The organism is Nocardioides jensenii JCM 1364 = NBRC 14755 (assembly GCF_001552535.1).
Classification (GTDB): domain Bacteria; phylum Actinomycetota; class Actinomycetes; order Propionibacteriales; family Nocardioidaceae; genus Nocardioides; species Nocardioides jensenii.
This window is the reverse complement of sequence record NZ_BCRJ01000073.1, coordinates 1-22439: the sequence shown is the minus strand read 5'-3', so window position 1 is coordinate 22439 and position 22439 is coordinate 1. Positions and strand designations below refer to the sequence as shown.

Here is a 22439-nt window from a genome sequence, read left to right as displayed (position 1 = left end):
TCCCCGACGTCAAGAATTCCCGGTTCGGGCATCAAGCATGCCCCGTTGGCGCGACAACAATCCACGGCTCGCGACCGGAACGGGTCAGCTGTTGTAGTTGGGCGACTCGACCGTCATCTGGATGTCGTGCGGGTGGCTCTCCTTGAGCGAGGCCGAGGTGATCCGCACGAACTTGCCGTTCTGCTGAAGCTCGGGGATGGTGCGCGCACCGATGTAGAACATCGACTGGTTGAGCCCACCGACCAGCTGGTGCGCGACCGCGGAGAGGGGGCCGCGGTAGGCGACCTGGCCCTCGACGCCCTCGGGCACGATCTTGTCGTCGCTGGTGACCTCGGCCTGGAAGTAGCGGTCCTTGGAGTAGGACTTCTTGCCGCGGCTGCTCATCGCGCCGAGCGATCCCATGCCGCGGTAGGCCTTGAACTGCTTGCCGTTGACGAAGACCAGCTCGCCCGGGGACTCCTCGCAACCGGCCAGCAGGGAGCCGAGCATCACGGTCTCGGCGCCAGCCACGATCGCCTTGGCGATGTCGCCGGACTGCTGGAGCCCGCCGTCGGCGATCACGGGTACGCCGGCCGGGGCACAGGCCAGGGAGGCCTCGTAGACCGCAGTCACCTGGGGAACGCCACACCCGGTGACCACCCGCGTCGTGCAGATGGAGCCGGGGCCGAAGCCGACCTTGACCGCGTCGGCACCAGCGTCGACGAACGCCTGGGCGCCTGCGCGGGTGGCGACGTTGCCACCGATCACCTGCACGTGCTTGGTGGCCGGGTCGGTCTTGAGCCGGCGGACCATGTCGAGCAGGAGCTGCACGTGACCGTGGGCGGTGTCGGCGACGAGTACGTCGACACCGGCGTCGATCAGCGTGGTGGCCCGCTCCCAGGCGTCACCGAAGTAGCCGATCGCGGCGCCCACCATCAGGCGGCCGTCGGCGTCCTTGGAGGCGTTGGGGAACTGCTCGGACTTCACGAAGTCCTTGACCGTGATCAGCCCGCCCAGGCGGCCGTCCTCGTCGACCAGGGGCAGCCGCTCGCGCTTGTTCTGGCGGAGCAGTGCGGTGGCGTCCTCACGCGAGATGCCGACCGGTCCGGTGAACAGCGGGCTGGTGGTCATCACCTCGTCGACCTTGGTGGTGGCCCACTCCGCGACCGGGGTGAATCGCAGGTCGCGGTTGGTAATGATGCCGAGCAGCTTGTTGTCGGTGTCGACCACGGGCAGCCCGGAGACGCGGTACTCACCGCAGATGCGGTCGAGCTCCTCGAGCGTCGCGTCAGGTCCGATGGTGATCGGGTTGGAGATGATGCCGGTCTGGGTGCGCTTGACCAGGTCGACCTGGTAGGCCTGGTCCTGCAGCGACAGGTTGCGGTGCAGCACGCCGATGCCACCCTCGCGGGCCATCGCAATCGCCATGCGGGACTCGGTGACGGTGTCCATGGCCGCGGAGATCAACGGCACCTTCAGCGAGATCTCGCGAGTGAGTCGCGACGTGGTGTCGATGTCGGAGGGAGCCATGTCGGACTCTCCCGGCAGCAGCAGCACGTCGTCGTAGGTCAGTCCAAGGGCGGCAAACTTGTCTGGGAGCTCCACTCCCCCATCGTATCGACACGTCTGCGGCATCGCCTAAGCCGGGAGCGGCTTGAGCTCGTGCACCGGGATCCGCACCGTCAACGCGTCGCCCGCCATCCTGATCCGACCCTTGAGTCCGGCCGCCAGCACCATCGGGAGCACCGCCTGGTTGTCGACCCTCGTGGTCAGCAGGAGCTCGGTCACACCACGGGAGCTGGCCAACCGCCCGACGTCGATCAACAGCCTCGTGCCGATCCCTCGTCGTTGCCAGGCAGGGTCGACCCTCAGGCTGACCGGGGTGCTCCCATCGGCGTCGGCGTCACCCAGGCTCGCGACGCCGACGACGGTTCCCTCGACGCGCGCCATGACCACCCCCTCCTCGACGACGTACCCAGGGCTGGCGCCCCTGCCCAGTCGGCGGCTCGGCACCGGCCGCAGCGGCGAGGGCTCGAGTCGGCCGCGGTTGAGCACGTCGTTGACCAGGTCGGCCATCGCCGATCCGCGGGCGTGCTCGGTGGCGGTGAAAGGTGCCGTACGACGCACCTGGACCAGCACGTCACCGACCTGCATCTCCATCACGTCCTGGACCACGGACAGGGAATCGACGACCAGGTCCGCCTCGGCGTCGAAGAGCCGGGCCACCACCTCCGGGAACGCCGCGGGCTGGGCCAGGACCGTCCGGGCCGCCTGCACGTAGCGCGCCGGCTGGTCGGCGAGCGCCTGCTCGGTGCACCGCGCACCGGAGACCGACTCTCCACCGGACCTCTCCACGAGCTCGGCGATGTCCCTCAGCCGCCAGTGCTCGGGGCACCGCAGCACCAGCTCGTCGGTGACCGACTCGATGCCGGGAAATATCTGCAGCCCCAGGATGTTCACCCCGGACGTGCCGCAGTTGGCAGCCAGCAGGGCGAGCGCTCCGGGCCGATCGGGCAGGGTCATCCGAACTCGCCACAACATGGGCGTCCCCTTCGGTTCTCGAGATCTGGATCCGGGGCGCCACGTCGTCGGGGCGCCCCGGAGGGTCCAGCATGGATCGCCGGTGTTGCCCGGTTGCTGCGCTCGTGTTTCCGGCAGGAAAACCCTGCCCCGCTTGGGATTCGGCCGGGTCGACCCACTATCTTTGGGCGGGCTTTCTTGGGGGGAATCACGCATGCCGATCATCCGTGTCGCCGTCGCCGGCGCGCTTGCCCTGCTCGTCACCGTGTCCGCACTGGTGACCAGCCGGGCCGACCGCACACACCACGGGTTCGGTGCACCCCTGACCGTGATGACGCGCAACGTCTTTCTGGGCACCAACATCTTCCCGGTCTTCGACGCCGCGACCGCACCGGAGGCCAGGCGGCGGCAGGTGGACGTCACCGCCCACGCCATGCACGAGGCCCGGGACAACGTCGACAAGACCGCCTACCGGGTCCGCGCGCGGCTCATCGCCGGCGAGATCGCCGCCGCCGAGCCCGACCTGGTGGGTTTGCAGGAGGTCGCCCTGTGGCGCAGCGGGCCACTCGAGACCCGGCGGGTCGGCGTACCCAATGCCACCGCAGTCGACCTCGACTTCCTCGAGATCCTCCTCGCCGACCTGACCGCGACCGGGCACCGCTACCGGGTGGTCAACCAGATCTCCGAGATGGACATGGAGTTCGCGAGCTACGGCTCGCGGGGCCGAGCTGGGGCTCGGGACGTGCGCCTGACCCTGCGCGACGTCGTGCTGATGCGCCAGGGCGACGACCTCACCGTCGTGGACCGCGGCCGCGGGCATTTCACCGCCCGGCGCACGATGCATCTTCCGGGTCGCGTCGTCGACTTCACCCGGGGCCATGCGTGGGTGGACGTCGAGCGCGCCGGCCATCGGTTCCGCTTCATCGCCACGCACCTGGAGGTGGGCGACCCCCGGGTCAGCAACAACCAGGTCCGCGAGCTGGTCACCGGCCCGGCCGCCACTCATGGACCGGTCGTGGTGGTCTGCGACTGCAACACCGACCCGGACGCCGGGCGCCGTTCCATGCCCTACCGCGCGATCACCGGCGCGGGATTCGCCGACGCCTGGCATCGGCTTCCGGAGGCCGGCCCCGGCCACACGTGTTGCACGACCAGCGGCCTGCGCGACACCCGACCCGGGGTGATGGATCACCGGCTCGACTTCGTCTTCGTCCGGGCACGCCGGGGCTTCACGATCACACAAGGGGCCGTGCTGGGCGGCACCACGGACGACCGGGACACCGCGACCGGCCTGTGGCCCTCGGACCACGCCGGCCTGGTCGTCACGGTCAGGGATCGATGAGCGACGGATGACACAGCCCACCCCGGCCCGGACCTCGCCCACCCCACCCTCCCCGAATGGCAGGCTGTCCCCCATGACGAGCCCGACGCGCTGGACCGTGCCCGAGATCGGCACCAAACGACTCGTCGGCGGCGTGGCCGTGCTCGCCATGCTGCTCCGGTTCCCCGGGATGCTGTGGCCGATCCGCCCCGACGAAGCCGGTTTCACCCTGGTCGCCCGCGCCTGGCACCCCCAGCCGGACAGCCTCTACGGCACCTACTGGGTCGACCGTCCACCGCCGCTGATCGCGCTGATCAAGCTCTCCGACTGGATCGGCGGGCCGCTGTTCATCCGTGTCATCGCGGCACTCGGCTGCGCCCTGCTCGTGGTGGCGGCCGCACGAACGGCGTACCTCGTCTCGGGCGAGCGGGCGGCGCGGTGGACGGCCGTCGCGACCGCCGCGGTCACCACGAACACGATGATCGACTCGGTCGCGGCCAAGGGAGAGATCCTCGGCATCCCGATCGTGGTGACCAGCTTCTGGCTGGCCCTGGAGGCGCTGCGGGTGCTGGACGCCTCACCCCGCAAGGGGATGCTGCTGGCCGGCGGGGCCGGCCTGCTCGGCATGCTCGCGATCGGGTTGAAGCAGAACATGGCCACCGGCCTCGCCTTCGGCGGTGTCGTGCTGCTGACCTCCGCGGTGCGCAAGGAGATCAGCTGGCCGGCGTTCGGCAGGCTGGCCGGCGCCGCGCTGCTCGGGGCCGCCATCCCTCTCGGACTGACGATCGGCTGGTGCCTCGCGACCGGCGTACACCTCGAGACGCTGTGGTACGCCGTCTACGGGTTCCGCTCGCACGCTCTCGACGTGATCTCCAACGAGGAGGCCGGGGCACCGCTGGGCCGGGCGCGACAGTTGGCGATCATCTTCGTCGCCACCGGCATGGCCTTCGTGGTCGCCTGGTTCCTGATCAACATCAAGCACGCGTGGCGCACGCATCCGGCGGTCACCCTGGCCGCCGTCGCCGTTCTCGTGGTCGACGGAACCGGCGTGATTCTGGGTGGCAGCTACTGGCGGCCCTACCTGTTGGGCATCGTGCCGACCGTCGTGCTGTGCGCCGCCCTGGTTGTCGGGGCCCCTGGGCTGCGCGGCCGGATCACGCGGCTCCTGGTCGCGCTGACCGCTGTGTCGTGCCTGGTCTCGACGGTCGGCTGGGTGGCGAAGAGCACCTCGGGCGCCGAGCCGCCGACCGAGATCTACACCGGGCAGGCGATCAAGCGCGTCTCCGAGCCGGGCGACACGATCGTGGTGTACGGCGGCCGTGCCGACATCGTGTTCGCGTCGGGTCTGAGCTCGCCGTACGAGCACCTGTGGAGCCTGCCGATGCGCGGCAACGACCCCAAGCTCGAGGAGCTGATCGGGCTGCTGGACAGCGACAAGGCTCCGACCTGGTTCGTCGGCTGGGTCGACTTCGACTCGTGGAACGGTGTGGGCCAGCCGGCGCTCGAGGCGATGCTGGCCCAGCACTACGAGCGCCACGGTGAGGCGTGCGGCGACCACCCGATCTGGCTGCACAAGGGCGTCGACCGCGACCTGCCCGTCCCCGACTGCGAGCGTCCCTGGCGCTGGTGACCCGTCGCCAGTTCGGGGTGACCCGTCGCCAGTTCGGGGTGACCCGTCGTGAGTTCGACCGGATTGACGAACTCACGACGGGTCACCCCGAATTCACGACGGGTCAGCAGTAGGGCCCGGCTCCTCGTCGTGAGGAACCGGGCCCAACTGGTCAGAGCTGCGTCAGGTCAGTGACCGTGGCCGTGCCCGTGGCCAGCGGCCGGGGCGTCGTCCTCTTCCTCGGGCTTCTCGACGATCAGCGTCTCGGTCGTGAGCAGCATGCCCGCGATCGAGGTGGCGTTGACCAGCGCGGAGCGGGTCACCTTGACCGGGTCGAGGACGCCCTGGGCGACCAGGTCGCCGTACTCGCCGGTGGCGGCGTTGAAGCCGTTGCCGACACCGAGCTCACGAACCTTGGTGGTGACGACGTAGCCGTTGTCACCGCCGTTCTCGGCGATCCAGCGCAGCGGCTCGTCGGCGGACTTGCGCACGATGCGCACGCCGACGGCCTCGTCACCGGTGAGGCCGAGGTCCTTGTCCAGCACGGCAACCGCGTGGATCAGGGCGGAGCCACCGCCGGGGACGATGCCCTCCTCGATCGCGGCACGCGTCGCGGAGACGGCGTCCTCGATGCGGTGCTTCTTCTCCTTCAGCTCCACCTCGGTGGCGGCGCCGACCTTGATCACGCACACGCCACCGGCCAGCTTCGCGAGACGCTCCTGGAGCTTCTCGGTGTCCCAGTCGGAGTCGGAGTTCTCGATCTCGGCCTTGATCTGGTTGACCCGGCCCTCGACGGCAGCGGTCTCGCCGGCACCGTCGATGATCGTCGTGTTGTCCTTGGTGATCACCACGCGACGAGCCTGACCGAGCACCTCGAGGCCGACCTGGTCGATCTTGAGGCCGATCTCGGGGGCGACGACCTGGCCACCGGTGAGGATCGCGATGTCCTCGAGCATGGCCTTGCGACGGTCACCGAACGCGGGAGCCTTGACGGCGACCGCGTTGAAGGTGCCACGGATCTTGTTCACGACCAGGGTCGAGAGCGCCTCGCCGTCGACGTCCTCGGCGAGGATGAACAGCGGCTTGCCGGCCTGGATGACCTTCTCCAGCAGGGGCAGCAGGTCCGCGATCGCGGAGATCTTGCCCTGGTGCAGGAGGATGTAGGGGTCCTCGAGGACGGCTTCCATGCGCTCGGGGTCGGTCACGAAGTACTGCGAGATGTAGCCCTTGTCGAACTGCATCCCCTCGGTGAACTCGAGCTCGGTGCCCATCGTGTTGGACTCGTCGACGGTGATCACACCGTCCTTGCCGACCTTGTCGAAGGCCTGGGCGAGCAGGTCACCGATGTGGGCGTCACGCGAGGAGATCGTGGCGACGGACGCCATGTCCTCCTTGGACTCCACCTCACGGGCCGCGTCACGCAGCGCATTGCCGACGGCCTCGGCCGCAGCGTCCATGCCGCGCTTGAGGCCCATCGGGTTCGCACCCGCGGCCACGGCGCGCAGACCTTCGTGCACCATCGCCTGGGCCAGCACGGTCGCGGTCGTCGTACCGTCACCGGCGACGTCGTTGGTCTTGGTCGCGACCTCCTTGGTCAGCTGGGCACCAAGGTTTTCGAACGGGTCGTCCAGCTCGATCTCACGAGCGACGGTGACACCGTCGTTCGTGATGGTCGGGGCGCCCCACTTCTTGTCGAGGACGACGTAGCGGCCCTTGGGGCCGAGCGTCACCTTGACGGCGTTGGCGAGCTTGTCGACGCCGCGCTCGAGCGAGCGGCGACCGTCCTCGTCGAACTGAAGAATCTTCGGCATTGCTTCTCCTCTAGGGGGAAATCAGGGGTGAAATGGCGAAGCCCGCCAGGGGCCCGGATGGGTCCTGGCGGGCTGGCGTCCGACTGCCGAGGCGGACGAGGGTCGGCGACCTGTGGAGCGGAGCGGTCGTCGACCGAGGAGACTGCCGGCAGCCGGGATGTCAGGCCGTCAGGAAATGATGGCGAGGACGTCGCGGGCGGAGAGGATCAGGAACTCGTCGCCGCCGTACTTGACCTCGGTGCCGCCGTACTTGCTGTAGATGACCTTGTCGCCGACAGCGATGTCGAGCGGAAGGCGCTCTCCACCGTTCTCGTTGAAGCGACCGGGACCCACGGCCACGACCTCGCCCTCCTGGGGCTTCTCCTTGGCAGTGTCGGGGATGACCAGGCCAGATGCCGTGGTCTGCTCCGCCTCGAGCTGCTTGACGATGATGCGGTCCTCGAGAGGCTTGATGTTGACCGACACGTGTCGACCTCCACTTTCTCCACTTTGATGAAACAGGGGGCGAAGGGACCCCGCACAGCGGGATCACCCGGGAAGTTTGAGCCTGCAGTTGAGTACGCCGTCGCGGGGGTCGCACTCGTTGCAAGCGCTGGCACCCTCATGGTGAGAGTGCCAGAACAGACGCTAGCACTCTCCGCAAGCGAGTGCCAGAGATGGGTCATGCTGAAACCTCGGGGTCGCCTGCCAGACTGCGGGCATGGACTCCGACACCTTCCGCTGGCTGCTCACCGACGACGGCCAGCGACTGCTCGAGTCCGCCACCCATGCGTACGTCGACCATGCCGGCGACCCGATCCGCTCGGCGGCGGCGGTCCGCAAGATCGAGTCCGACCCCGATCGCGCGGCCGCGGCTCTGACCCAGGTCGGTCTGCGGGCCAAGGGGGTGGCGAAGTTCGGCGACGACGCGGTGCGGATGTACTTCACCCCCGACGCTCTCGAGCAGGCCACCCGCACCCGGGTGGCGGCTCATCGGGCCGCCCGCCTGGCTGCGGCGGACCCGGCCAGCGTGATCGACCTCGGCTGCGGCATCGGCGGCGACCTGATCGCCTTCGCCCGGGCCGGGTTGACCGTGGCCGGTGTCGACCTCGACCCCGTCCGCGTGGCGATCGCCGAGGCCAACCTGGCCGCACTCGGCCTGCCCGGCGCCGTGCAGGTGGCCGACGGCACCACCCTGGACCTCTCCGGGTTCGGCGCGGTCTTCGCCGACCCCGCCCGCCGCGGCGCCCGGGGTCGCGTCTTCGACGTCGAGGGCTGGACCCCGCCGTGGTCGTTCGTCACCTCGCTCCTCGCGCGGGCCTCCGTGGTCAAGGTCGCGCCCGGCATCCCCCACGACCTCGTCCCTGCCTCGGTCGAGGCGGAGTGGGTCAGCGAGGCCGGCGAGGTCAAGGAGGCGGCCCTGTGGTCGTCGTACCTCGCCACGGTCCGGCGCCGAGCCACGGTCATCGGCACGGGCGGTTTGGCCTCGATCACCGAGGAGGACGATCCGTACGACGGCCGCGAACGACCGGTCCGTGCCTTGGGTGAGTTCCTCTACGAGCCCGACGGTGCGGTGATCCGGGCCGGCCTGGTCACCGCGGTCGCGGCCGGGGTCGACGGCGGGCTCCTCGACGAGCACATCGCCTACGTGACCTCGGATGCGTCCTTCCGCTCCCCCTTCGCCCGCGGCTACCGCGTGCTCGAGACGCTCCCCTACCGGGAGAAGCCGCTCAAGGCCGCCCTGCGCGAACGCGGCATCGGCCGGCTGACCATCAAGAAGCGGGGCGTCGACGTCGTGCCCGAGCAGCTGCGCAGGCGACTCGACCTGCACGGCGAGCAGGAGGCCACCCTGGTGATGACCCGCGTGGCCGGCGAGGGCACCGCGCTCCTGGTGCAGCCGTTCGGACAGGGCACCGAGTCGCCCGGCATGCCGCTGATCAGGTGAACCGCAGGTCGACCGCCCGCTTGAGGGTGTAGTCGACGGTGGCTGCTCCGGAGTCCGAGTCCTCGGGCACACCCGTGTAGGAGAGCCGGAGCTTCAGGGGAGCCTCGTCCACGCCGTCGGGGAGCCCGAAGAGAAGCCACCGCGTGTCGTGGACAGTCATGTCAGCGGGCCTGGAGTGGATCTGGTTGAAGTCACCGTCGAACATGGCGACGGGCGCCGCGCCGCCGAGGGTGTACGTCGGCTCGCCGTACTCGGTCTCTCGTTGCACGTACTGGCCCCGGTGCTCGCCGGCGAAGTAGGCGTTGGTCTCCACTGTCACCTTGGCCAGCACCCACCTCGTGCCCTCGGACGCCCACCCTGACTGGCCGGCCGCCTGGAACCACGGCACCGGGTCGAGCACCTCGATCTGGCACTCGCCGCCGCTGAACTCCACGCCGTTGCCGAGGTCGATGCCTTGGTAGGGCGCACAGTGGTGGTCGGTTAGGCGCGGCAGGTTGCCGCCGTAGACGTCGCGGTCGGAGGTCGCGGGAGTCTGGTCATAGGGGTCGACCGAGATCTGGCGGCCGTCGAACTCGGCCACCAGGCGGATCGCCGCGTCGTCCGGCACCGCCACCACCCATGCATGGGTCTCCTCGGCCTCGAGCATGGCGCGCTTGCCGTCGTACTCGAGCCAGAAGCGCACCGGCTCGTTGCCCTGCGGTTGGAGCATCCAGACGTCCCCGCCCATCATCGAGCGGCCCAGCCCGACGTCGACGAAGGCCCGACCGTCCGCCGCCTCCGCGGACACGTCCACGTCGGCCAGGGCCGACGTGTGGTCGGTCGTGTCGTGCGGTCTGCTGACCACGAAGTCGTAGTTGCCGGTGGGCAGGGTCAGGTCGACCGGGATGCCCTCGACGTCGCCGTAGCTCGCGAAGACCTCCCCCGTGCTCGCCTCTCGACCGTCGTCGGAGAGGGGTCCACCGGAGCAGCCGGTGACCAGCAAGGCGACGAGCAGAGTCGCGACGTGTGCACGCATGGCCGCCTTCTACCCCGCCCGAGCACTGGCTGAACCCGCTCAGGCCGCCGGGAGTTCCATGGTGCGGCCGCCACGCGAGATGATCCGGCGCTCGGTGGCGGTGACGAGCCGGAAGAGGCCGGTGTTGCGACCGATCCTGACCTGGTCGGGGACCACACGGTGGGAGGCCCGCACCGCCGTTGACACCGTGGCGAACGCTGCCGCATGAGCCGGTGTCCAGGTCAGGCCGAACGCCTTGCGGACGCGCGCGGGCAGCATGCCCCGGACGACCAGGTTGGTGCCGGTGATGCCGGGTCGCAGCTGGATCGGCACCGGCATGTCGAGCGCGATGGCGCGACCGACGACACGGGCCTCGTCGGTGACATGGAAGTCGGGACCGGCGATCTGCGCGCGCATCCACTCCTCGAACTCGCCGGCGCTGCCGGGCGCGACCGAGCGTGGCATGCCGAAGAGCTCGCCGAAGTGGACCCAGTCGGCCCAGAGCTGCTCCTTCTCGTCCGGGTCGAGGGGGCGAACCAGCGTCTCGAACGCGACCCGCGAGGAGTCGGCGAGCATCGCCATGGTCCAGAGCATCAGCTGCGGGTCGAAGGCGTCGTACGGCGTACCGGCGGGAAAGTTGCCCTCGTCGCGATCGAGGGTGCCCTTCACCTTGGTGTGCATGCGGTGCACCATCGCCAGCACGCGGTCGGCCTCGGCCCGGTCGCCGAAGAAGATCGACTCGAACGCCTCCGCGGTGGCGGAGAGCCGCATGAACGGCCGCTCCTTCGCGTTCGTCGACGCGCTGGTGCCCACGTAGGGCACGGGGTGGGTGGCGCCGATGATCAGCGCCCGTTGGCCGTAGGTCTGTCCCACGGCTCGATGCTCCTGCACGTGGCGGAGCATCGAGCCGTGTGGAAAGTAGCCGTCAGTCATGGGACCGACTGTAGTCGGATCAGGCGGGCTGGGCGCCCTGCGAGACCCAGTACTCGTTGAGCGCGCCGTTGGTCTTGACGAACCAGACGATGCCACCGATGAGGGGCAGCAGGAACCACAGGGCGGTGATCGCGGTGACCTTCTCCTCCATGCCGCGCGCCTGACGAGCCTTGCCGACCTCGCTGCCGAGCAGGAACGGGCTGACGATGCCGACGAACAGGGCCAGCACCAGGGCCACGACGCCGCCGATGCCCTGGCCGGTGTTCTGCTTCAGCTCCTCGTGGGCCTTGTAGTAGTAGACGATCGAGTAGATGCCACAGGTGACGATCGTCAACAGGATGCACATGCCCGTGCTCCGCGCCAGGCCGACCGGGCCCGGGCCGCCGTACATCTGCTGACCCTGCTGGTAGGCCGGGGCCGCGCCGTACTGCTGCTGCGGGTCCGGCTGACCGTACTGCTGCTGCGGGTCCGGCTGACCGTACTGCTGCTGCGGGTCCGGCTGACCGTAGGGCTGCTGGCCGTACTGCGGGTCCGGCTGGCCACCCGGGTAGTTCTCGGGGCTCGGGGGGTTCTGGTCAGACATGAGTGATCCTTTGCGGGTCAGGTTGTGTGATCAGGACAGGTTTGCCCTCTCGGCGCCGATGGTGGTGTCGTCGCCGTGGCCAGTGTGCACCACTGTTTCGTCCGGCAAACCGAAAAGCCGGGAACGGATGGATTCCTCCAACAAGGGCCGGTCGCTGAACGAGCGACCGGTGGCTCCCGGACCGCCGTTGAACAGGGTGTCGCCCGAGAACAGGCAGCCCAGCTCCTCGACGTACACACAGACCGCGCCGGGAGCGTGCCCCGGTGTGTGGATGATCCGCAGGGTGGTGCCGCCGACGACGATCTGCTGCTCGTCGGAGAGATCGACGTCCCACAGCTCGTCGGTGTGGGTGAGCTCCCACAGCGGCTTGTCGTCGGGGTGCAGCAGGATCGGGGCAGGTACGGCGGCACGCAGGGCCGGCGCCACGCGCACGTGGTCGTCGTGCGCGTGGGTGCACAGGATCGCCTTGAGCGTGCGGTCGCCGATCACGGCACGGATCGCGTCGACGTCGTGCGGTGCGTCGATGACGATGCACTCGCTGTCGTCGCCGATCACCCAGATGTTGTTGTCGACGTCGAACGTCTCACCGTCGAGGGAGAACGTGCCGGAGACGACGGCGTGATCGACCCGCGCGGTCACAGGATCACCACCGAGCGCAGCACCTCACCGTGATGCATCTTCTCGAACGCCGCCTCGATGTCGCCGAGGCCGACCTCCTCGGACACGAAAGCATCCAGGTCCAGGCGCCCCTGCTGGTAGAGGTCGACCAGCATCGGGAAGTCACGGGAGGGTAGGCAGTCGCCGTACCAGCTCGACTTCAGCGAACCGCCACGACCGAACACGTCGATCAACGGGATCTCGGGGATCTTCATGTCCGGCGTCGGCACCCCCACGAGCACCACGGTGCCGGCCAGGTCCCGGGCATAGAAGGCCTGCTTCCAGGTCTCGGGGCGACCGACCGCCTCGATCACGACGTCGGCACCTTCGGCGCCTGCATAGGTCTCGGCGCAGATTCGCTTGATCTCCTCGACCGCGTCCACGGCCGAGGAGTCGACCGTGTGCGTGGCACCCATCGCCTTGGCGGTCTCGAGCTTCTTCTCGTCGATGTCGACCGCAATGATCGGACTCGCGCCGGCCAACGCGGAACCGGCGATGGCGGCCACCCCGACACCACCGCAACCGATCACCGCCACCGACTTGCCCCGGGTGACCGCACCGGTGTTGATCGCGGCACCGATGCCGGCCATCACACCGCAACCGAGCAGACCCACCGCGGCAGGACGGGCCGACTCATCGACCTTCGTGCACTGCCCCGCCGCGACCAGGGTCTTCTCGGCGAACGCACCGATCCCCAGCGCCGGGGACAGCTCGGTGCCGTCCTCCAAGGTCATCTTCTGCGTCGCATTGTGGGTGTTGAAGCAGTAGTGCAGGTCGCCACGCTTGCAGGCGCGGCACTCACCACACACCGCACGCCAGTTCAGCACCACGAAGTCACCCGGCGCCACCCCGGTGACCTCCGGCCCGACCGACTCGACCACACCGGCGGCCTCGTGGCCGAGCAGGAACGGGAACTCGTCGTTGATGCCGCCCTCGCGGTAGTGCAGGTCGGTGTGGCAGACCCCGCAGGCCTGGATCTTCACCACGGCCTCACCCGGACCCGGGTCGGGCACGTTGATCGTCTCCACCGTGACCGGCTCACCCTTGGCCCTGGCCACCACCGCACGCACCTGCTGCACTGTTCCTCCTCGATTCGAATGACTGCTGTTGACACTAGTGTGTCGGTCATGAGCCTGGGCACGTACAAGGACCTCTGCATCGACGCCACCGACGCCACCTCGCTCGCCGCCTTCTGGGCGGGTGTGCTCGCTCTCGACGTACGCCGACTCGACGACGGCGACACAGTGCTCACCGGGCCGACCGACCAGCACACGATCTGGGTCAACACCGTGCCCGAGCCCAAGACCGTCAAGCACCGGCTGCACATCGACGTCCACACCCTGTCGGTGGCCGAGCTGGTCGACCTCGGCGCGACGATCGTCGACGACACGTCGTTCCGCTGGGTGGTGATGACCGACCCCGAGGGCGGCGAGTTCTGCGCGTTCGTGCGCAAGGAGCTGCCCGAGAACCGCCTCTACGAGCTGGTGCTCGACTGCGCCGACCCCGCGCGGCTCGCGGCCTGGTGGGGTGAGGTGATCGGCGGACGCCTCGGTGGCGAGGACGACGAGTGGTTCCTGGAGGACATCCCCGGAGCACCCTTCGAGTGCCTCGTCTTCGGCACCGTGCCCGAGCCGAAGACGGGCAAGAACCGGCTGCACGTCGACATCGCCGCCCCCGACGTCGATGCGTTGGTGTCTGCGGGCGCCACCGTGCTCGCCGTCCACGAGTCGTGGACCGTGCTCGCCGACCCCGAGGGGAACGAGTTCTGCGCGTTCGTCGTGCAACCTTCCTGACCCCAACCCCGTCTTGGGTGGGAAGGGATGGTGATGAGAGATGAATGTCGCTGCACATGCAGGAGGTGTGATGGCCCAGGACCGAGGCTCCGCCAAGGACGCGGAGTTCAGTGACTGGATGGCGGCACGCCAGGCGGCGCTCCTGCGCACGGCCTATCTGCTCACGGGAGATCACCACGGCGCCGAGGATCTGGTCCAGCAAACGCTTGCGAAGGTCTACCTGACCTGGGGCAAGGTCCGCGACCGGGATGCGATCGACGGCTACGCCCGACGGATCCTGGTGAACGAGAACAACTCGATCTGGCGCAGAGCCTGGAAGAAGCGGGAGACGGTCAGCGACCAGGTGCCCGACTGGGTGCCCGCACACGACGCGTACGACGAGGGCCGGAGCTCGGCCCTCTGGAATCTCGTCCAGACCTTGCCACGCAGGCAACGTGCGGCCGTCGTACTCCGCTACTACGAGGAGCTGAGCGAGGCCGAGACCGCCGACGTGCTCGGGGTCTCCGTCGGCACCGTGAAGTCACAGACCAGCCGGGCCCTCGCGACCCTGCGCACCAACGCACCCGATCACGGCATCAGCCGAGCCCTGGACCTCGGGGAGGAGGAACGATGAACACCGAGAAGGAACTCACCAACGAATTCCACGGCCGGGCCGACCGCATCGACGGCTCCCCGATCAGCTTCGACGACGTGGTCGGCCGGGCCGGCGCGATCCGCCGGCGGCGCCGCATCACCACCGGCGTTGCGGCCCTGGCAGCCGCCGCGGTCATCGTGCCGACCGCGATGTTCGGCGGCGGCCTGTTCGACAACGACGCAGCCCCCGACCCCGCCAAGCCGAACACCCAGCAGGTGCACGACGCGGTGCTCGACCCGTCGCTGCCCGAGGGCGATCCGCCCAGGCTGGCGTACGTCGACGGGCCGACCCTCGTGCAGCCGGACGGCACGACCGTCGATCTGGGCAAGAGCTATGGCGCCCCACGCAAGGCAGGCGACGAACATCTCGGTGCCTCTGGTTTCGAAGGCGGTGAGCCGAGCATCGACGTGCTCGACCAGCAATGGAACGTCATCGACTCGGTGCCCATGATGAACGGCCCGGTCTCGTCGGCCGACGGATCTGTGGCCGCCTGGGTCGCGCTCGACGGCACCGTGGTCACCCGCTCCGGCGGCCGCTCGCTCGAGCTCGGCAAGGTCGACGGTGACTACGTGACGCCGGTCGCGGTCCTGGGCCACGACTCGTGCACGGAGGCCGACGGCGGCTGTCGGGTGTTCGTCACCGTGCAGAACGGCTCTCCCGTGTCGGTCGACTCCCACGGCATCGTCGATGTCGTCCCGGGCCACTTCACCAATGTCGCCGCGGTCTCGGCCGACAACCTGATCGCCGGGGTGGTGACTCCCATCTCGGCTGCACCGACGGATCCCGTGTGCAGTGCGGTCTACGACGAGCAGGCGATGAGGCAGTTGTTCAAGACCTGTGACCTGGCCTTCGGCTACAGCGCGGGGTTCTCACCCGACAACTCGCTGCTGGCCGGCTACCACTCCGACACCGACGGGGCCGGCCCGCGCTCGATGACGATCGTGGACGCCCGCACGGGCGAGAAGGCACTCGGCATCGACCTCGACCGGGCGATCGGGAAGAACACCTCGATCGTGGGTGCCGACTGGGAGGACGACGACCACCTGCTGGTCCGCACCATGGGTCCGGCCGCGAATGCTCCGGGCGCCTACAACCTCTATCGGGTTGGCCTCGACGGCACCGTCGAGCGACTGCTCGAGCGTGACTACGACAACGGCACGATGACCCAGCCGTGGTTGATGATGCAGCCCTGATCGCGACCTGCTCCCGCGGCTCAGACGACGACGGTGCCGACGGGCTGCGAGGAGTCGGCCGGGAAGTCGAGCGCCGACGGCTCCCGGCCCCGGGCCACGACCTCGGAGCCGAGGGCGGCGATCATCGCGCCGTTGTCGGTGCACAGGTTGCGCCTGGGCACCCGGAGTCGTACGCCGGCCGCGGTGGCACGCTCTTCGGCCAGGGCCCGCAACCGTGAGTTCGCGGCGACCCCGCCCGAGATGACCAGGTCGTGGATGCCGTGTGTGAGCGCGGCATCGATCGCCTTGCGGGTCAGCACGTCGACCACGGCCTCCTGGAACGATGCGCACACGTCGGCCACCGGCACCGGCTCGCCGGCGCGGTGCCGGGCCTCGACCCAGCGGGCCACGGCCGTCTTGAGGCCGGAGAAGGAGAAGTCGAAGCGGTGCCGGTCGAGGTCCTTGCGTGAGGTGAGCCCGCGTGGGAAGTCGATCGCCACCGAGGAACCGGAGGCCGCCTCGCGGTCGATGTGCGGGCCGCCCGGGTAGGGCAGGCCGAGCAGCCTGGCCACCTTGTCGTAGGCCTCCCCCGCCGCGTCGTCGATGGTGTTGCCGAGCGAGACGATGTCGCCGGTGATGTCGTTGACCTGCAACAGGTTCGAATGTCCGCCGCTGACCAGCAGGGCCAGGCACGGCTCGGGCAGGGCACCGTGCTCGAGCTGGTCGACGGCCACGTGACCGGCCAGGTGGTTGACGCCGTAGATCGGCTTGCCGAGCGCCAACGCCAGTGCCTTCGCGGCTCCCACGCCGACCATCAGCGCGCCGGCCAGGCCGGGGCCGGCGGTGACGGCGATCGCGTCGACGTCGGCCAGCTTGACCGACGCCTGGGAGCAGGCCGACTCGATCATCGGGACGATCGCCTCGAGGTGCGCACGTGAGGCGATCTCGGGAACGACGCCGCCGAACGGTGCGTGCTGCTCCATGCTGCTGGCGACCGCGTCGGCCAGCAGCGTGTGGCCGCGCACGATGCCGACGCCGGTCTCGTCGCACGACGACTCGATGCCCAGGACGAGAGGCTGGTTCATGAGTCGCTCCCGTTGCACGAGGGTCCGAACGACCGGCGCATCACGATCGCGTCGGAGCCGTCCTTGTAGTAGCGCGGCCGGATGTCGATCTGCTGGAAGTCGGAGGCGGCGTAGAAGGCCAGCGCCTCCGGGTTCACCGCAGAGACCTCGAGCAGCATCCGGTCGGCGCCGTCCTCCTTCGCCGCGGCGAGCACGTGGTCCAGGAGGGTGCTGGCGATGCCCTCCCTCTGGTGCGAGGGGTCCACCCCGATGCGCGCGAGGTCGACGAAGTCGCCGGCCAGGGTGGTGATCGCATAGCCCACCGGAGCACCGTCGTCCTCGTAGACCACGAACAACCGGCCGTCACGCTCGAGGTCGTCGAGCAGCGACTCCTCGTCCCATGCCTCGGCCCCGAACAGGTCCTCCTCGAGCTCGGCGACCACGACGCAGTCGGCCGCCAGTGCGTTCCTGATCATGAGACCGCCTTGGGTCGCGAGGGCGCCACGGCGTCGGGCCGGCGCAGGTAGAGCGGATCGGGGTCGAGCAGCTCGGCCCGCTCCTCGACCACGGCCCGGCCCAGCCAACCGGCCGAGGGACGCAGCGGCTCGACAGCGTGTGGGAAGTGATCGGGAAACAGCTGGGCACCCTCGCCCACGACGGGCCCATCGCTGGCCACGTCGGCCGGCCGGTCCACCGCGGGCTCCGAGACGCGTCGCCCGCGGTCGTCGTACGCCGCCCAGTAGACCTCCTTGCGGCGAGCATCGGTGGCCACCACGAACGGTCCCTCGACCGCTCCGGAGTCCACTGCCTCCAACGCCAGGGCGTCGAGCGAGCACACGCCGTACACCGGGATCTCCAGCACCATCGCGAAGGTCCGGGCGGTGGCCAGGCCGACCCTCAGTCCGGTGAACGGGCCGGGGCCCACACCGACCGCCACGGCGGTCACGTCGAACTGCTGCACCCCGGCGTCGGTCAGCACACCGGCGATCAGCGGCGCGAGCTGTTCGGCGTGCTTCATCAGGTGGTCGGTCCGGCGTTCGGCGACCACGGTTCCGGCGTCGTCGAGGAGCGCGACGGTGACCTGGGGCGAAGCGGTGTCGAGGGCGAGCAGCACGCCACGAGGTTACCGACTATCCGACGGGGTCTCCCAACCGCGACCAGTCCAGCTCGGCCCACCGCGCCCCGATCGGTTGTACGACGACCGTGCGCACGTCGTGGTCCTCGATCACCTCGGCGTCGCCCAGCGTGCGGACCAGGGTGATCTCGAGCCGGTCGTCGGCGAGCCCCTCGGCCATCCCGGCACCCCATTCGACCACCGTGACCGACTCGGCGAGTGTCGCCTCGAGGTCGAGGTCGTCGATGTCGTGCACCGACTCGAGGCGATAGGCGTCGACGTGCACCAGGGCCGGCCCGTCCGCGAGGGAGGGGTGCACCCGGGCGATCACGAACGTGGGCGAGCTGATCCCGCCGCGCACCTGCAGGCCGGCTCCGACGCCGCGGGTGAACGTCGTCTTGCCGGCGCCCAGCTCACCGGTGAGGATCAGCAGGTCGCCGGCACGCAGCAGGCCGGCGAGTCGTTCGCCGAACGCGGTGGCATCGTCGGGGGTGGGCAGCAGGAAGGTCCGGGGGAACACCTTGACCAGGTCGAGCAGCGCCCCGGCGCGGCCACTGCGCACGAAGCCGTTGTGCTCCCAGAACGCGACCGATCCCGGCAGCTCCACGCGCGCCGCCACCCGCATCGACACACAGCCCTGGGAGGCGGCGTACTCCTCGGCGGCGCGCACCAGGTCGCCGGCGACTCCGGTGCCCTGCATGTCAGGCGTCACGCCGAAGCGGCGGAGGGCGAGCGTCGCCCCGGACCGGTCGAAGAGCAGGGCACCCACCGGTCGTCCGTCCTCGGTGGCGAGCAGTCCCCCGCGCTCCGCGAGCGCACGCGCCACGGTCTCCTCGGTCTCCGCCAGGGCCGGGGCCGGCGGGTCGAGCGGTGGGCGGGCGCCGAACGCGGCCCGCACCACGGCAAGCACGTCGGCGGCGGCCGTCTCGTTGACCACCTCGATGCGTCGGTTCATGGGGTCTGCGGCCGATCCTTGTCCAGGGCGGCGGCGAGCAGGTCGTCGAGCGCCGCGTTGACGTCGAGGTGCCGCTCCATGATCACCATGTGGCCGGCGCCGTCGCACTCGACCAGCCGGGAGTGCGGCAGCAACGCATGCATCTTGCGGCTGTGCCCGACCGAGGTGAGCTTGTCGGCGGTGCCGCAGATGATCGTGGTGGGCACGTGCTCGAGGGCGTTGAGCACGGCGAACTTGTCCAGCGCGCCGAAGCCGGGGAAGAACTCGGCCAGCACCTCGAAGGGTGTTCCCGAGAGCATCGAGTCGACGAACGTGACGTAGGCCCCCGGCACGTCGCCGCCGAAGGCGAACCGGTCGGTGGCCACGATCGCGAAGTCCTTGCCGAGTCGACGCACACCGTCGATCACCCGCGCCCCTCGGGCGAGGGCGGTGATCAGGCGCGTGGTCATCAGCCCACCCAGACCGCGCGGCATGATCGGCAGCAGGATGCGGTGCGGGCTCAACCCGCCGGCGGTGGTGGAGATCAGCGCCACCCCGACGATCCGGTCCCCGAACAGCTCGGGGTGCGACTCGGCCAGCGCCACGATCGACATGCCGCCCATCGAGTGACCGACCAGCACCACCCGGCCGTGCGGCACGGCCTGGTCGATCACCTCGAGCAGATCCTCGGCAAGCTGCTCGATGGTGGCGTTGTGGGCGCTGGAGCGGCCCGAACGGCCGTGTGAACGCTGGTCGTAGTAGACCGTGCGCACCAGCCCCCGATAGCCGGCCCGCTGGAAGTGCCAGCAGTCCAGGTTCAGCGCGTAGCCGTGCACGAAGACCACGGTCAGGTCGCCATCGGTCCGCTCCGGGGTGTTCTGCTCAGCCCGACGGTGGCCGCCCTCGGGTGCGGTGTACTCGTCGACCTCGACATGCAGGGGTACGCCGTCCTCGGCGATCACGGTGATCGGCTCGGAGTGCAGCGAGCCGAGCTCGAGGGCGTCGCCGGCACCGCGCCTGGCGATGATGCGACGCCGGTGCACGACGCGTACGGCGGTGCCCGCAACCGTCCCGGCGAAGGCGACGCCGGCCGCGCCCGCGCCGACCTGGAGGATCCTGCGTCGCAGGCTCATGCGCCAGATCCCTCACTGTCGACGTGGATCCGTCGGAGCCGGCCGCCGAGACGGGTGACGATCTCGTAGTTGATGGTGCCGGCCGCCTCCGCCCAGTCCTGGGCCGTCGGGGCGCCGTCGTGGCCGGTGCCGAACACTTCGACGCGGTCGCCGGGCTCGGCGTGGTCGTCGCCGAGGTCGACCATGAACTGGTCCATGCAGATGATGCCGCGCACCGGCCGCCGGTGGTCGTCGTACCAGGCATCGATCTTGTTGGAGGCGAGGCGGGGCAGCCCCTCGGCGTACCCGATCGGCACCAGGCCCATCGTGGTGTCTGCCGACGCCGTCCACGTGTGGCCGTAGGAGACCGAGCTGCCGGCAGTGACCCGCTTGACCATCGAGAAGCGGGCACGGACCGTCATTGCCGGCACCAGGCCGAGGTCGCGGGTCACGCCCGGCGCGGGGTCGAGCCCGTAGCTGGCAATGCCGCAGCGCACCAGGTCGAAGTGGGCACTGGGGCGGAGCACGGCCGCTGCACTGTTGGCCAGGTGTCGCACCTCCGGGCGCAGGCCGGCTCGCTCGGCCACGTCGAGCGCCTCCCGGAAGACCCGCTCCTGAGCGTCGTTGGCGTGGTGTTCCGGCTCGTCGCTGCAGGCCAGGTGCGACCAGAGACCGGTGATCCGCACGTGCCCACGCGACTCCGCGGCACGGGCCTCGGCAGTCAGCGCCGGCCAGTCCTGCGGCAGGCATCCGCCTCGGGAGAGCCCGGTGTCGATCTTGAGCTGGACCCGGGCGGTGGTGGCCAGGTGGCGGGCCGCGGTCTCGATCTCGGCGAGCTCAGCCAGCGAGTAGGCCGACACGTCGATGCCGCGGGTGATCGCGGCGTCCCAGTCCTCACCGGGCACGGTCAGCCAGCAGAGCACGGGCCCGGAGTCACCCCCGTCGCGCACGGCCACCGCCTCGTCGATCGTGGCGACGCCCAGCCAGTCGGCCCCGGCCTCCCGCGCGGCCCGGGCGACCTCGTGCACACCGTGCCCGTAGCCGTCGGCCTTGACCACGGTCATCATCTTGGTGGTCGAACCGTCCTCGGTGGTCGAGCCTGTCGAGACCGCACTCCCGACGATCTCGCGGAGCCGCCGGACGTTGTGCCGGATCGCTGCCAGGTCGACGACGATCTCGGCACGCGCACCAGAAGTCATGGCCGCGATTGTGTCAGGCCGCTCGCCGGGGGCGCTGCACCCGGGGCCACGTGCCCCGGGTCCGAGGTCACTGGTCGACCACCGGCCGGTCGTTGTACTGCCCGGCGAGCTCCTGCCCGCTCAGCGCGGCGATCGCGTCCATGATCTCGTCGGTGGCCTGCCGGCGCGCCCGACCGGAGGGCGCTCCGTCGAAGCGGCCGGCGAAGTCGATCGGCTCCCCCACCGCGACGCGCACCTTGGCCAGGCGCGGCAGGCGCGACCCCACCGGTTGCAGGTCGGCGGTGCCCCGGAGCCCGACCGGCACCACCGGCACACCCGCGGTCAGCGCCAGGTGGGCCACGCCGGTGCGGCCGCGGTAGAGGCGGCCGTCGCGCGAGCGGGTGCCCTCGGGGTAGATCCCGAAGGCCTCTCCCCGACCCAGCACGGTGAGCGCGGTGTCGAGGGAGGTCAGCGCCGCCTGGGCGTCGTCGCGGTCCACCGGCAGCATGCCCAGGCCCTCGAACCAGGCCTTGGACAGCGCACCCTTGATCCCGGTGCCGGTGAAGTAGTCGGACTTGGCCAGGAAGACCACCTTGCGCGGAGCGACGATCGGGATGACCAGGCTGTCGGCGAAGGAGAGGTGGTTGCTGGCCACGATCACGCCACCCGTGGCCGGTATGTTCTCGAGCCCGGTCACCTCGGGCCGCCAGACGGCGCGCGCCACCGGCGGAACGACGGTGTGCAGCACGGCGTAGAGCATGGGGCCCACAGTAGTGCCGTGGGTGTGGGGACCCTGACACCTCGGTGAACCCCGGACAGCTATCGGCAGTCGACCCGGAGTCGGGCGATCTCAGGAACGGCCCGCGCGACGTCCCCTGCGACGATCGGACCGCCGCGCGAGGCGAGCGTCGCCGCGGCACCATGCAGCCACGAGCCGACCGAGGCCGCGTCGAACGCGTCGAGCCCGCCAGCCAGGACGGCACCGATCACCCCCGCGAGCACGTCGCCGGCGCCGGCCGTGGCCAACCAGGCAACCCCCGTGGTGCTCACGCGCACACGGCCGTCCGGAGCCGCGATCAGGGTGTGACGCCCCTTCAGCAGGCACAC

At 69.9% G+C, this 22439-nt stretch carries 23 protein-coding genes; 6 read left to right on the top strand and 17 right to left on the bottom strand.

Features of this window, described 5'->3' with window-relative positions:
• Window positions 1-84: 84 nt before the first annotated feature.
• Window positions 85-1614, bottom strand: coding sequence for an IMP dehydrogenase (gene guaB, locus NJ4_RS16040; RefSeq protein WP_067437393.1), 1530 nt, complete (start codon window positions 1612-1614; stop codon window positions 85-87).
• Between the two features lie 3 nt (window positions 1615-1617).
• Entirely contained in the window at window positions 1618-2520 is a 903-nt protein-coding gene (locus NJ4_RS16035) for a GNAT family N-acetyltransferase (protein WP_067437388.1), read from the bottom strand.
• A gap of 193 nt (window positions 2521-2713) precedes the next feature.
• Here NJ4_RS16035 and NJ4_RS16030 point away from each other — a divergent pair, with 193 nt between their 5' ends.
• Complete coding sequence (locus NJ4_RS16030) at window positions 2714-3841, top strand: exonuclease/endonuclease/phosphatase family protein (RefSeq protein ID WP_067437384.1); 1128 nt, start codon at window positions 2714-2716, stop codon at window positions 3839-3841.
• 73 nt (window positions 3842-3914) lie between these two features.
• Complete coding sequence (locus NJ4_RS16025) at window positions 3915-5450, top strand: hypothetical protein (protein WP_067437379.1); 1536 nt, start codon at window positions 3915-3917, stop codon at window positions 5448-5450.
• Between the two features lie 167 nt (window positions 5451-5617).
• Here the strand turns inward: NJ4_RS16025 and groL are convergent, their stop codons facing one another.
• Complete coding sequence (groL, locus tag NJ4_RS16020; RefSeq protein WP_067437376.1) at window positions 5618-7240, bottom strand: chaperonin GroEL; 1623 nt, start codon at window positions 7238-7240, stop codon at window positions 5618-5620.
• Window positions 7241-7408: 168 nt separating this feature from the next.
• Window positions 7409-7705 carry a co-chaperone GroES gene (groES, locus tag NJ4_RS16015; protein WP_067437373.1) on the bottom strand — a complete coding sequence of 99 codons (297 nt, stop codon included), beginning with the start codon at window positions 7703-7705 and terminating at the stop codon, window positions 7409-7411.
• Window positions 7706-7940: 235 nt separating this feature from the next.
• Here groES and NJ4_RS16010 point away from each other — a divergent pair, with 235 nt between their 5' ends.
• Window positions 7941-9164: a class I SAM-dependent methyltransferase gene (locus tag NJ4_RS16010; protein ID WP_067437370.1), complete on the top strand. Its 1224-nt coding sequence runs from the start codon at window positions 7941-7943 to the stop codon at window positions 9162-9164.
• Here the strand turns inward: NJ4_RS16010 and NJ4_RS16005 are convergent.
• Genes NJ4_RS16005 through NJ4_RS15985 form a run of 5 tightly spaced genes read right to left on the bottom strand, consistent with a single transcriptional unit; the run spans window position 9157 to window position 13410 of the window.
• A complete protein-coding gene (locus tag NJ4_RS16005; RefSeq protein ID WP_067437367.1) occupies window positions 9157-10179 on the bottom strand; it encodes a hypothetical protein in 1023 nt (340 codons plus the stop codon). The genes NJ4_RS16010 and NJ4_RS16005 overlap by 8 nt on opposite strands.
• A gap of 39 nt (window positions 10180-10218) precedes the next feature.
• The gene (locus NJ4_RS16000; RefSeq protein WP_067437364.1) at window positions 10219-11091 is read right to left on the bottom strand and encodes an oxygenase MpaB family protein; all 873 of its coding nucleotides are present in this window, start codon (window positions 11089-11091) and stop codon (window positions 10219-10221) included.
• Between the two features lie 19 nt (window positions 11092-11110).
• A complete protein-coding gene (locus NJ4_RS15995) occupies window positions 11111-11674 on the bottom strand; it encodes a DUF4234 domain-containing protein (protein WP_082748731.1) in 564 nt (187 codons plus the stop codon).
• 30 nt (window positions 11675-11704) lie between these two features.
• Window positions 11705-12313, bottom strand: a complete 609-nt coding sequence (locus NJ4_RS15990) for an MBL fold metallo-hydrolase (protein WP_067437360.1) — start codon at window positions 12311-12313, stop codon at window positions 11705-11707.
• Complete coding sequence (locus NJ4_RS15985) at window positions 12310-13410, bottom strand: S-(hydroxymethyl)mycothiol dehydrogenase (protein ID WP_067437357.1); 1101 nt, start codon at window positions 13408-13410, stop codon at window positions 12310-12312. Before NJ4_RS15985 ends, NJ4_RS15990 begins: the two co-directional genes overlap by 4 nt.
• Before the next feature lie 48 nt (window positions 13411-13458).
• Here NJ4_RS15985 and NJ4_RS15980 point away from each other — a divergent pair, with 48 nt between their 5' ends.
• The 3 genes from NJ4_RS15980 (at window position 13459) to NJ4_RS15970 (ending at window position 15951) form a co-directional block, all read left to right on the top strand.
• Window positions 13459-14124, top strand: a complete 666-nt coding sequence (locus tag NJ4_RS15980; protein ID WP_082748745.1) for a VOC family protein — start codon at window positions 13459-13461, stop codon at window positions 14122-14124.
• A 70-nt stretch (window positions 14125-14194) separates the two neighbouring features.
• The gene (locus tag NJ4_RS15975) at window positions 14195-14737 is read left to right on the top strand and encodes a SigE family RNA polymerase sigma factor (RefSeq protein WP_067437347.1); all 543 of its coding nucleotides are present in this window, start codon (window positions 14195-14197) and stop codon (window positions 14735-14737) included.
• Entirely contained in the window at window positions 14734-15951 is a 1218-nt protein-coding gene (locus NJ4_RS15970; protein WP_067437344.1) for a hypothetical protein, read from the top strand. The genes NJ4_RS15975 and NJ4_RS15970 overlap by 4 nt, the downstream gene beginning before the upstream one ends.
• A gap of 20 nt (window positions 15952-15971) precedes the next feature.
• On the opposite strand, the gene tsaD is transcribed toward NJ4_RS15970, so the two are convergent.
• The 8 genes from tsaD to NJ4_RS15930 all read right to left on the bottom strand — a co-directional run.
• Window positions 15972-17015, bottom strand: a complete 1044-nt coding sequence (tsaD, locus tag NJ4_RS15965) for a tRNA (adenosine(37)-N6)-threonylcarbamoyltransferase complex transferase subunit TsaD (RefSeq protein WP_067437341.1) — start codon at window positions 17013-17015, stop codon at window positions 15972-15974.
• Window positions 17012-17470, bottom strand: a complete 459-nt coding sequence (gene rimI / locus NJ4_RS15960; RefSeq protein ID WP_067437338.1) for a ribosomal protein S18-alanine N-acetyltransferase — start codon at window positions 17468-17470, stop codon at window positions 17012-17014. Before rimI ends, tsaD begins: the two co-directional genes overlap by 4 nt.
• On the bottom strand, window positions 17467-18108 hold the full coding sequence (gene tsaB / locus NJ4_RS15955; protein ID WP_067437335.1) for a tRNA (adenosine(37)-N6)-threonylcarbamoyltransferase complex dimerization subunit type 1 TsaB: 642 nt from the start codon (window positions 18106-18108) through the stop codon (window positions 17467-17469). The genes rimI and tsaB overlap by 4 nt, the downstream gene beginning before the upstream one ends.
• 16 nt (window positions 18109-18124) lie before the next feature.
• Window positions 18125-19063 carry a tRNA (adenosine(37)-N6)-threonylcarbamoyltransferase complex ATPase subunit type 1 TsaE gene (gene tsaE, locus NJ4_RS15950; RefSeq protein ID WP_067437332.1) on the bottom strand — a complete coding sequence of 313 codons (939 nt, stop codon included), beginning with the start codon at window positions 19061-19063 and terminating at the stop codon, window positions 18125-18127.
• A complete protein-coding gene (locus tag NJ4_RS15945) occupies window positions 19060-20175 on the bottom strand; it encodes an alpha/beta fold hydrolase (RefSeq protein ID WP_067437329.1) in 1116 nt (371 codons plus the stop codon). Before NJ4_RS15945 ends, tsaE begins: the two co-directional genes overlap by 4 nt.
• A complete protein-coding gene (gene alr / locus NJ4_RS15940) occupies window positions 20172-21353 on the bottom strand; it encodes an alanine racemase (RefSeq protein WP_067437325.1) in 1182 nt (393 codons plus the stop codon). Before alr ends, NJ4_RS15945 begins: the two co-directional genes overlap by 4 nt.
• 67 nt (window positions 21354-21420) lie before the next feature.
• On the bottom strand, window positions 21421-22092 hold the full coding sequence (locus NJ4_RS15935) for a lysophospholipid acyltransferase family protein (protein ID WP_067437322.1): 672 nt from the start codon (window positions 22090-22092) through the stop codon (window positions 21421-21423).
• 59 nt (window positions 22093-22151) lie between these two features.
• Window positions 22152-22439: ADP-dependent NAD(P)H-hydrate dehydratase (locus NJ4_RS15930; protein ID WP_281178331.1), on the bottom strand; the 288-nt coding region annotated here is incomplete at its 5' end.